The organism is Ideonella sp. A 288, from assembly GCF_002198735.1.
GTDB lineage: Bacteria > Pseudomonadota > Gammaproteobacteria > Burkholderiales > Burkholderiaceae_C > Pseudaquabacterium.
On the sequence record NZ_MWLO01000160.1, the window covers coordinates 38,329 to 47,962 of the forward strand.

The following is a 9,634-nucleotide window of genomic DNA, read 5'->3' on the forward strand; positions in this document are numbered from 1 at the left end:
ACCCGATCATTCCAAGGACCGTCATGCTGCAGCAGATCATCGATCGCAGGTTGGCCGGCAAGAACAAGTCGATCGGCAACCGCGAGCGCTTCCTGCGGCGCTACAAGGACCAGATCCGCGAGGCGGTCAAGCGCGCGGTCGACGGTCGCGGCATCCGCGACCTCGAGCGCGGCGAGGAAGTGCGCATCCCCAAGAAGGACCTGTCCGAGCCGGTGTTCCACCATGGCCAGGGCGGCGTGCGCGACATCGTGCACCCGGGCAACAAGCAGTACATCCGCGGCGACCGCATCGAGCGGCCCAAGGGCGGGCAGGGCGGCGGCGCGGGCAAGGGGCAGGCCAGCGATTCGGGCGACGGCGAGGACGACTTCACCTTTGCGCTCAGCAAGGAAGAGTTCATGCAGGTCTTCTTCGAGGACCTGGCGCTGCCTCACCTGGTGCGCACCCAACTGGCCGAGACACCGGAGTACAAGACCCACCGCGCCGGCTACTCCAGCGATGGCACGCCCAACAACCTGCACGTGGTGCGCTCGCTGCGCGGCGCCATCGGCCGGCGCATCGCCATCGGCTCGATCTCCCGGCGCGAACTGCACGAGCTGGAAGAACGCCTGCTCGAACTGCAGCGTGCCGCCACCCGCGGCGACGTGGCCGCCGAACTCGAGATCCCGGGCATCAAGCTGCAGATCGAGGCCTTGCGCGCCCGCGTGTCCCGCATCCCCTTCCTCGACCCGATCGACCTGCGCTACCGCAGCCGCGTGCGCGTGCCGGTGCCCACCAGCAAGGCTGTGATGTTCTGCCTGATGGACGTGTCGGGCTCGATGGACGAATCGCGCAAGGAACTGTCCAAGCGCTTCTTCATCCTGCTGTACCTGTTCCTCACCCGGCACTACGAGAAGATCGACATCGTCTTCATCCGCCACCACACCCAGGCCCAGGAGGTGGACGAGGAAAACTTCTTCCATGCCCGCGAGACCGGCGGTACCGTGGTGTCGAGCGCCCTGGTGCTGATGGAAGAGATCATCCGCGCCCGCTACTCGCCCACCGAATGGAACATCTACGGCGCGCAGGCCAGCGACGGCGACAACTGGCACCACGACAGCGGCCGCTGCCGCGAGCTGTTGAGCGAGAAGATCCTGCCGCTGTGCCGATACTTCGCCTACGTGCAGGTGGCCGAGGAAGAGCAGAACCTGTGGGAAGAGTACGCCCAGCTGACCGAGGTGCACCGCCACTTCGCGATGCGCAAGGCCACCGAGGCCTCGCAGATCTACCCGGTGTTCCGCGACCTCTTCAAGAAGGAGGGCGCCGCCGCGGCGGCATGACATGGCCGCCGACATCGACCCCCTCGCCGCCAAGCCCCTGAACGGCCCGATCCCGGGCGCGCACGCCACCGAGCGCCTGCCCGGCCCGAGCGACTGGACCTTCGAGCTGATCGAGCGCTACCACGCCGTGATCCGCAAGACGGCCCAGCGCTTCGGCCTGGACACCTACCCGAACCAGCTCGAGATCATCACCGCCGAGCAGATGATGGACGCCTACGCCAGCGTGGGCATGCCGGTGAACTACCGCCACTGGAGCTACGGCAAGGAGTTCATCTCCACCGAGAAGAACTACAAGCGTGGCGCCATGGGCCTGGCCTACGAGATCGTCATCAACAGCAACCCCTGCATCAGCTACCTGATGGAGGAGAACACGATGGCGATGCAGGCGCTCGTCATCGCCCATGCGGCCTACGGCCACAACAGCTTCTTCAAGGGCAACTACCTGTTCCGCATGTGGACCGACGCGTCGTCGATCATCGACTACCTGGTCTATGCCAAGAACTACGTGGCCGACTGCGAAGAGCGCCACGGACTGCAGGCGGTGGAAGAGTTCCTCGATTCCTGCCACGCGCTGCAGAACCATGGCGTCGACCGCTACCGCCGGCCCAGCCGCAAGTCGCTGGCGCAAGAGCTGGCCGAGGCGCGCGACCGAGAGCATCACGCCCAGCAGCAGATCAACGACCTCTGGCGCACCCTGCCCAAGCGCGTCGAGAAGGCCGACGGGCCGGCCGAGGTGCGGCGCTTTCCCGACGAGCCGCAGGAGAACCTGCTGTACTTCGTCGAGAAGAACGCGCCGCTGCTCGAGCCCTGGCAGCGTGAGCTGGTGCGCATCGTGCGCAAGGTGGCGCAGTACTTCTACCCGCAGCGCCAGACGCAGGTGATGAACGAAGGCTGGGCCACCTTCTGGCACCACCGCCTGCTCAACACCATGTACGACGAGGGCTGGCTCACCGACGGCGTGATGATCGAGTGGCTCAAGTCGCACACCAACGTGGTCTACCAGCCGCTGGTGGGCGAGCGCGGCTACTCGGGTCTGAACCCCTACGCGCTCGGCTTTGCGATGTACACCGACCTGAAGCGCATCTGCGAGAAGCCCACCGACGAAGACCGCCACTGGTTCCCCGACATCGCCGGCACGCCTTGGGTGCCCGCGCTCGACGCGGCGATGCGCAACTACAAGGACGAGAGCTTCATCGGCCAGTTCCTCAGCCCCAAGCTGATGCGCGACTTCCGCCTCTTCGCGATCACCGACGACGAGAAGCAGAGCGAGCTCGAGGTCAGCGCCATCCACGACGAGTCGGGCTACAAGCGCGTGCGCGAGGCGCTGTCACACCAGTACGACCTGGGTTCGCGCGAACCCAACATCCAGGTCTGGAACGTCAACCTGCGCGGCGATCGGTCACTCACCCTGCGCCACTTCCAGCACAACGACCGCCCGCTCGATGTCGGTGCCCAGGAGGTGCTGAAGCACGTGGCGCGGCTGTGGGGCTTCGGCGTGCACCTCGAAAGCACCAACGCCCGCGGCGACGTGACGAACCGCTGGTCGGTGGTGGCGCCGGCGCACTGACCGGCGCCGTCCCGCCGATCCTGCCGGCCGGCCGGCCCGGCGGGGCGACGCCACTGCGGCGCCGTCGCAGGGCCGGGCCTACAGCGCGAAGATCTTGCCCGGGTTCAGGATGTTCTTCGGGTCGAGCGCGCGCTTGAGCAGCCGCATCATCTCCACCGTGCCGGCGCCGGTCTCGTCGACCAGGAAGCCCTGCTTGTGCAGGCCGATGCCGTGCTCGCCGGTGCAGGTGCCGCCGCAGGCGATGGCACGCTGCACCACGCGCTCGTTCAGCGCCTCGGCGCGGTCGCGCTCCTCGGGCCGGTCGGGGTTCACCAGGTAGGCGATGTGGAAGTTGCCGTCGCCGACGTGGCCGACGATGTAGTGCGGCAACCCGGCCTCCTGGGCCTCGCGCTTGGCCGCGACCACGCAATCGGCCAGCTGCGAGATCGGCACGCAGGTGTCGGTGGTCACGGTGCGGCAGCCCGGGTGCATGGTCATCGCGGCGAAGTAGGCCTGGTGGCGCGCCGCCCACAGCTTGCTGCGCTCTTCAGGCGTGGTGGCCCACTCGAAGTCCTCGCCGCCGTGCTCGCTGGCGATCTCCTGCACCGTCTGCGCCTGCTCGGCCACGCTGGCCGGCGAACCGTGGAACTCCATCAGCAGCATCGTCGCCTCGCGCAGCGCCAGCTTGGCGTGGCGGTTGACGGCGGTCACCGCGTTGGCATCGAGCAGCTCGCAGCGGGCGATGGGCACGCCGAGCTGGATCAGCTGGATGGTGGTGGCCACCGCGGCGCCCTCGTCGGGAAAGTGGCAGATGGCCGCGCTCACCGCCTCGGGCAGCGGGTAGAGCTTCAGCGTCACTTCCGTGATCACACCCAGCGTGCCCTCGCTGCCCACCATCAACCGGGTGAGGTCGTAGCCGGCGCTGGACTTGCGTGCGCGGGTGCCGGTGCGGATGACCTCGCCGCTGGCCGTCACCACCTCGAGCGCCAGCACGTTCTCGCGCATGGTGCCGTAGCGCACGGCGTTGGTGCCGCTGGCGCGGGTGGCCGCCATGCCGCCGAGCGAGGCGTTGGCGCCGGGGTCGATCGGGAAGAACAGGCCCGTGTCGCGGATCTCGCGGTTCAGCTGCTCGCGCGTGACGCCGGGCTGCACGGTGACCAGCAGGTCCTCGGGGCTGACCTTCAGGATCTTGTCCATGCGGCTCACATCGAGGCTGATGCCGCCCTGCACGGCCAGCAGGTGGCCTTCGAGCGACGAGCCGGTGCCGTAGGCGATCACCGGCACCGCATGCTCCGCCGCCAGCCGCACGGCGTCGGACACGTCGGTCGTGGACTCGCAGAACACCACGGCGTCGGGCGGCCGCACCGCGAACGGCGATTCGTCGCGGCCATGCTGCTCGCGCACGGCCGCGGCCAGCGACAGCCGGTCGCCGAAGCGCACGCGCAGGCCGTCGATCAGCGACGCCGGCACCGGCCGCGGGTCGACGTGGGGCATCAGGTGGGTGGGCAGCGCTGCGTTCATCGGATGCTCCAGGGGCGAAGGGCGGATTCTAGGAGTCGGCCGTCGGGGCGGGCGGCTTGGGGCAAGATGTCGGCCTTTGCACAAGGGCACCAGCGCATGGCCAACCGACTCACGCAGATCGCCACCCGCACCGGCGACGATGGCACCACCGGGCTGGGCGACGGCACCCGCGTGGCCAAGGACCACCTGCGCGTGCAGGCCATGGGCGATGTCGACGAGCTCAACTCGGGCCTGGGCGTGCTGCTGGCCGAGCCGCTGCCCGACGACGTGCGCTCGCTGCTGGTGACCATCCAGCATGAGCTGTTCAACCTCGGCGGCGAGCTGTCGATCCCGGGCTACTCGCTGCTGAAGGACGAGGCGGTGGCCGCGCTCGATGCCGCGTTGGCCACGCACAACGCCGCGCTGCCGCGGCTGGCCGAGTTCATCCTGCCGGCGGGCACGCGCAGCGCCGCGCTGGCGCATGTCAGCCGCAGCGTGGCCCGCCGCGCCGAGCGTGCGGTGGTCACGCTGGCCGCGCACGAGGCGGTGAACGACGCGCCGCGGCAGTACCTGAACCGCCTGTCCGACCTGCTGTTCGTGCTGGCCCGGGTGCTCAACCGCGCCAACCTCGACGGGCTGGGCGGCGACGACGTGTACTGGCGCAGCGAGCGGCTGGCCGCCCAGGCGGGCGGCAGCGGCGACGACGCTGGCGCCTGAGCGGCCGGGCGCGCGCCCGCGCTGGCATTCCCTTGGCGCCAGGGCGCGCCGCCCATCGGCGCTACCAGGTGCGCACCCGCCCCGTGTCGACGTGCACGAACTGCTCCTGCGCGTAGAGCCCGACGCCGCCGGCGCGCAGCGACCGGGCCGCATCGCGCAGGTCGGCCAGCGCGACGCCCGGCAGCCGCAGATCCAGCGCGCGGCCTTCGAGGTGCAGGCTGTGGCGCGCCACGCCGCCACCGCCGGTGCGGCGCAGGCGTGCGTTGGTGACCTCGCCGCGATAGCCCGAGATGATCTCGAAGGCACCGCGGTGGCCGACCGCCTGCTGCAACTGGTGCAGCAGGTCGAACAGGCGCGGGTCGATGCGGCCGACCTCGCCGGAGTAGTGGTCGCGCAGGAAGCGGTCGAGCGTGCCCAGCGCCGCGGGCACGTACCGGCCGTCGACGGCGTAGGCCAGTTCCACCCGCTCACCGGTGTGGGTGTGCACCAGCGACAGCACGCGCGGCCTGTCGGCCGGGCCCGCGGCGGCCCGCGCCGGGGTGGCGATCATGGGCAGGGCGGCCGTGGCCGCAGCGCCGGTGCCGAGCCGCGAGACACGGCGCAGGAACAGCCGGCGGGCGGGGGCGTTGGGGTGGCTCATGGCGGTGGTCTCACGGCAGATCGAGGGCGATGGATGCCCGCACGCGCCGACGCAGCGCGGCCTCGAGCGCCCGATCATGCCCGTACAGGTCGTCGAAGAAGTGGACGCGCCCGTCCTTGACGAGCGCCGTGCCATAGGTGATGAGCACGGCCACCGGCGGGTCCACCCTCACCGCCGTGGATGGGCCTTGCGCCATCGCCTGGCGGATGCGCTCCTCGGTCCACCCCGGCTGGCCGTGCAGCGCGAAGGCGGCCAGCGCCGCCGGTTGCTCGACGCGGATGCAGCCGTGGCTGAAATCGCGGCGTGCCCGCTCGAACAACTGCACCGACGGCGTGTGGTGCAGGTAGATCGCGCTGCGGTTGGGGAACACGAACTTGATGTCGCCGAGGGCGTTGCGCGGCCCCGGCCGCTGGCGGATGCGCAACTGCCCGGCCAGCACGGCCTGCAGCTTGGCCTCTCCCAACACCTGATCGGCGCGTCCATCGGTACCGACGAATTCGAAGCCCTCGTGCGCCCAATGGCCGGGCTCGCGCCGCAGCCGCGGCACCAGTTCGTGGCGGGCGATCGAGGCGGGCACGTTCCAGAACGGCTTGAACTCGATCGAACGCAGCCACTCGTCGATCAGCGGGGTGCGCTTGTCCATCGCCTGGCCGACGATGACCTTCATCTCGGCCGCGACCCGGATGCGGTCGCCCTGCACCTCGTAGGCGCGCAGCACGAACTCGGGGAGGTTCACCACGATCATGCGGGGCCCCTGGCGCCATGGCGTCCAGCGCAGCCGTTCGAGCGACAGTTCCAGCTGGCGCGCGCGCTGCCCGGGCGTCACCTGCAGCGCCGCCCAGGTGCTGCGGCCGATGACGCCATCGGCCTGCAGGCCGTGCCGCTGCTGGAAGGACTGCACGGCAGCGACCAGCCGGCCGTCGTGGACCGGCGCTGGGGGCGCCGATGCGGTGGCCTGGGGCTCGCGGGCGTCGAGGTCGCCCAGGGCAGCGAGCCGAGCCTCCAGCGCCGGCAGCCCGTCCCACGCCATGCCGGGTTCGAGCGCGCGGACGCGCTTGCCGGGTGGCAGGGGCAGTGCGGGCCAGCGCAGCGCCCAGGCCGGGTGGCCTTCGAGGGCGCGGTAGCGTGCCAGGGCCTCGCGCAGGCGGCCGTACTGCGGCAAGGCCGGCTCGGCCTGCCGCACCGCCTGGGACAGGTCCTGCAAGGCCAGCGCGGCGCGCAGCGCTGCCGCCGGGTCGAAAGGTGACTGCCCGCGCGGGGCATCCGCCGGGGGCGCGCGCCCCACGTGCAGGTCGCTCAGGTAGCGCAGCATGGCCAGGGTGAGCGCCTGCTGCAGCCGGTCGGCCGCCGCAGGCCGCGGCGGCACGGCGGAGGACTGCTCCACCGCCCGACGCAGCGCTGCCACACTGTAGTCGCGCGGGTCCAGGCCGTGGCTGGCGGCGTCCGCCAGCAGCGCCACGGCGGCCGACGCCTGCGCGCCGGGCCGCGCGCCGTCGAACCACGCCAGAGGTGCCTGCGCCTGTGCCGCCCACGTGCCCAGGCCGAGCAGGATCAGCAGTGCACCACGCGCGCGGATCACGGGGCCGACGATGCCGTCGCCGCGGCGGCGCCGGGCCGGCCGACGGTCTGCGCCAGCAGCACCTCGTGATCGGGCCCGAGCGCCATCGCGCGGGTCAGTGCGTCGCCGTCGAACCAGCCCCGGATCACCGTGGACAGGCCGAGCGACGCGCAGGTGAGGTACACGTTCTGCGCCATCGCGCCGGCGGCGGCGAAGGCATAGCCCTGGCGCCGCGCCGGCGGCACCAGCGTCATGCGGTCGTGGTCGGCGACGTAGATCAGGTCGAGTGGCGCGGTGTCGACGAAATCCTGGTAGCCGCTGACGCGCCGCACGTCGGTGGCGGCGGCCAGCCGCAACTGGTGAGCGGCGGGGTCGTAGACGTACAGGCCCTCGGCCAGCGCCGCATAGACCAGCACCTCCTGCGCGTTCATCGCGCTCGGCGCGGTGCGGCCGCCGAGCTCGGGGCGGTTGATGCCGGTGGCGGCCCACAGCACGTCGGCCAACTGCTGCGCCGTCAAGGGCTTCGGCGAGAACGCACGCTGCGACTGGCGCCGCCGCAAGGCGTCGACCAGCCGCGTGCCGCCACGGTGGCGCGCTGGCGGCAGCGCCTTCGCAGGCGCGCTGTCGCCCACCGGCGGGGCGGGCCGCAGCTGGCCCATCAGGCCCATCGCGAGCTTGGTGAGCGTGTTCATCGGCAGGCCTCCGGGTCGCTTCGACGCACCGCAGCGTAGGCCAGCGCGCCGCCCGCCGATTGAGGCGGCGCAATCACGCCGGATCGGCGGCGCGGCTGGCGCGCGAATGCCCAGGCGGCAGGTCGGTTCAGTAGGCGATCGAGTTCGTCTCGACGTCGACCCGCACCACCGGCTTGCCAAGGGCGCCCGAGGCGGCGCGGGCGAAGCCGACGCGAAACTCGGCGTCGGTCTCGAAGCGCTTGGCGCCCACCGTGGTGGCGATGGCCAGCAGCTTGTCGGCCGTGAGCACCTTGCCGCTGGCGCGCAGCGGCTCGCAGTCGTTGGCGATGAACTGCTCGTCCAGCCACCGGCGCGCCTGTTCCGGGGGCAGGGCGTCACTCGCGCCCAGCGGCACGGCGGTTTCCTGGTCGGCGCTGAAGCGGATGAAAACTTCGTGACGCATCATGGTTCTCCTGCGGTGGAACGGACCGGCCCCTGTCGGCGACCGGCCCTGACATCCGTCAGCTTACGCCCAACGGCCGGCCGTGCAGGCCGTTTGGATCAAGACTTGCGGCGGGCCGCCACGGCGTCGCTCAGCACCTGCAGCACGGTGAGCGAGTCGTCCCAGCCGATGCAGGCGTCGGTGATGCTCTGGCCATAGGTCAGCTTGGCGGGGTCGTCCTTGCCGGGCGTGAACTTCTGCGCGCCAGCGTGCAGGTGGCTCTCGACCATCGCGCCGACGATGCAGCGGTTGCCGGCGGCCATCTGGGCGGCCACGTCGCGGGCCACGTCCACCTGGCGCTCGTGCTGCTTGCTGCTGTTGGCGTGGCTGAAGTCGATCATCAGCTGGCAGGGCAGCTTGGCGGCGGTCAGTTCCTTGCAGGCCGCAGCCACGCTGGCGGCGTCGTAGTTGGGCGTCTTGCCGCCGCGCAGGATGACGTGGCAGTCCTTGTTGCCATTGGTCTGCACGATGGCCACCTGGCCGTTCTTGTGCACCGACAGGAAGTGGTGCGGCCGCGACGCCGCCTGGATGGCGTCGGTGGCGATCTTCAGGTTGCCGTCGGTGCCGTTCTTGAAGCCGATGGGCGCGGACAGGCCCGAGGCCAGCTCGCGGTGCACCTGGCTCTCGGTGGTGCGCGCGCCGATGGCGCCCCAGGCGATCAGGTCACCGATGTATTGCGGGCTGATCACGTCGAGGAACTCCACACCGGCCGGCACGCCCAGGCGGTTGATGTCCACCAGCAATTGGCGCGCGATGCGCAGCCCTTCGTGGATGCGGTAGCTCTCGTCGAGGTAGGGGTCGTTGATCAGGCCCTTCCAGCCGACGGTGGTGCGCGGCTTCTCGAAGTACACGCGCATCACGATCTCCAGCGTGCCGGCGAACTTCTCGCGCTGGGCCTTCAGCTTGCGCGCGTACTCCAGCGCGGCGGCGGGGTCGTGGATCGAGCAGGGGCCGATCACCACCAGCAGGCGGTCGTCCTGGCCGTCGAGGATCTGGCGCACGTTGCGGCGCGTGTCGCCGACGAGCTTCTCCACCGGCGTGCCGGCGATCGGGAAGAAGCGGATCAGGTGCTCGGGCGGCGGCAAGGGGGTCACCTCCTTGATGCGCTGGTCGTCGGTCTGGCTGGTCTTCTCGCTGAGCACGTAGCCATGGATGCCGTCGACCGGGGTGGCGGGGCTGCTGGG

At 70.8% G+C, this 9,634-nt stretch carries 9 protein-coding genes; 3 read left to right on the top strand and 6 right to left on the bottom strand.

Going from position 1 to position 9,634, the window contains the following annotated elements; genetic code table 11:
• Positions 1-23 precede the first annotated feature (23 nt).
• Both EOINJALH_RS29640 and EOINJALH_RS29645 read left to right on the top strand, forming a co-directional pair.
• On the top strand, positions 24-1,316 hold the full coding sequence (locus EOINJALH_RS29640) for a YeaH/YhbH family protein (RefSeq protein WP_199873511.1): 1,293 nt from the start codon (positions 24-26) through the stop codon (positions 1,314-1,316).
• Position 1,317: 1 nt separating this feature from the next.
• On the top strand, positions 1,318-2,883 hold the full coding sequence (locus EOINJALH_RS29645; RefSeq protein ID WP_088287065.1) for a SpoVR family protein: 1,566 nt from the start codon (positions 1,318-1,320) through the stop codon (positions 2,881-2,883).
• A gap of 78 nt (positions 2,884-2,961) precedes the next feature.
• On the opposite strand, the gene EOINJALH_RS29650 is transcribed toward EOINJALH_RS29645, so the two are convergent.
• A complete protein-coding gene (locus EOINJALH_RS29650; protein ID WP_088287067.1) occupies positions 2,962-4,383 on the bottom strand; it encodes an FAD-binding oxidoreductase in 1,422 nt (473 codons plus the stop codon).
• Positions 4,384-4,479: 96 nt separating this feature from the next.
• On the opposite strand from EOINJALH_RS29650, the gene EOINJALH_RS29655 reads away from it, so the two are divergent.
• Positions 4,480-5,079, top strand: coding sequence for a cob(I)yrinic acid a,c-diamide adenosyltransferase (locus EOINJALH_RS29655; protein ID WP_088287069.1), 600 nt, complete (start codon positions 4,480-4,482; stop codon positions 5,077-5,079).
• A gap of 61 nt (positions 5,080-5,140) precedes the next feature.
• Here EOINJALH_RS29655 and EOINJALH_RS29660 read toward each other — a convergent pair whose 3' ends face one another.
• The 5 genes from EOINJALH_RS29660 to EOINJALH_RS29680 all read right to left on the bottom strand — a co-directional run bounded on the left by EOINJALH_RS29660 (position 5,141) and on the right by EOINJALH_RS29680 (position 9,604).
• Entirely contained in the window at positions 5,141-5,719 is a 579-nt protein-coding gene (locus EOINJALH_RS29660; RefSeq protein WP_088287071.1) for a DUF882 domain-containing protein, read from the bottom strand.
• A gap of 10 nt (positions 5,720-5,729) precedes the next feature.
• Positions 5,730-7,298, bottom strand: coding sequence for a murein L,D-transpeptidase (locus tag EOINJALH_RS29665; protein WP_199873512.1), 1,569 nt, complete (start codon positions 7,296-7,298; stop codon positions 5,730-5,732).
• Positions 7,295-7,969, bottom strand: coding sequence for a SagB/ThcOx family dehydrogenase (locus tag EOINJALH_RS29670; RefSeq protein WP_088287073.1), 675 nt, complete (start codon positions 7,967-7,969; stop codon positions 7,295-7,297). Before EOINJALH_RS29670 ends, EOINJALH_RS29665 begins: the two co-directional genes overlap by 4 nt.
• A gap of 127 nt (positions 7,970-8,096) precedes the next feature.
• Positions 8,097-8,411: a hypothetical protein gene (locus EOINJALH_RS29675; RefSeq protein ID WP_088287089.1), complete on the bottom strand. Its 315-nt coding sequence runs from the start codon at positions 8,409-8,411 to the stop codon at positions 8,097-8,099.
• 98 nt (positions 8,412-8,509) lie between these two features.
• Entirely contained in the window at positions 8,510-9,604 is a 1,095-nt protein-coding gene (locus EOINJALH_RS29680; RefSeq protein ID WP_088287091.1) for a 3-deoxy-7-phosphoheptulonate synthase, read from the bottom strand.
• Positions 9,605-9,634 lie beyond the last annotated feature (30 nt).

Excerpts from the sequence above, each read along its gene's own strand:
- EOINJALH_RS29640 (WP_199873511.1), top strand. The coding sequence starts at position 24 with ATGCTGCAGCAGATCATCGATCGCAGGTTGGCCGGCAAGAACAAGTCG.
- EOINJALH_RS29645 (WP_088287065.1), top strand. The coding sequence starts at position 1,318 with ATGGCCGCCGACATCGACCCCCTCGCCGCCAAGCCCCTGAACGGCCCG.
- EOINJALH_RS29650 (WP_088287067.1), bottom strand. The coding sequence starts at position 4,383 with ATGAACGCAGCGCTGCCCACCCACCTGATGCCCCACGTCGACCCGCGG.
- EOINJALH_RS29655 (WP_088287069.1), top strand. The coding sequence starts at position 4,480 with ATGGCCAACCGACTCACGCAGATCGCCACCCGCACCGGCGACGATGGC.
- EOINJALH_RS29660 (WP_088287071.1), bottom strand. The coding sequence starts at position 5,719 with ATGAGCCACCCCAACGCCCCCGCCCGCCGGCTGTTCCTGCGCCGTGTC.
- EOINJALH_RS29670 (WP_088287073.1), bottom strand. The coding sequence starts at position 7,969 with ATGAACACGCTCACCAAGCTCGCGATGGGCCTGATGGGCCAGCTGCGG.
- EOINJALH_RS29675 (WP_088287089.1), bottom strand. The coding sequence starts at position 8,411 with ATGCGTCACGAAGTTTTCATCCGCTTCAGCGCCGACCAGGAAACCGCC.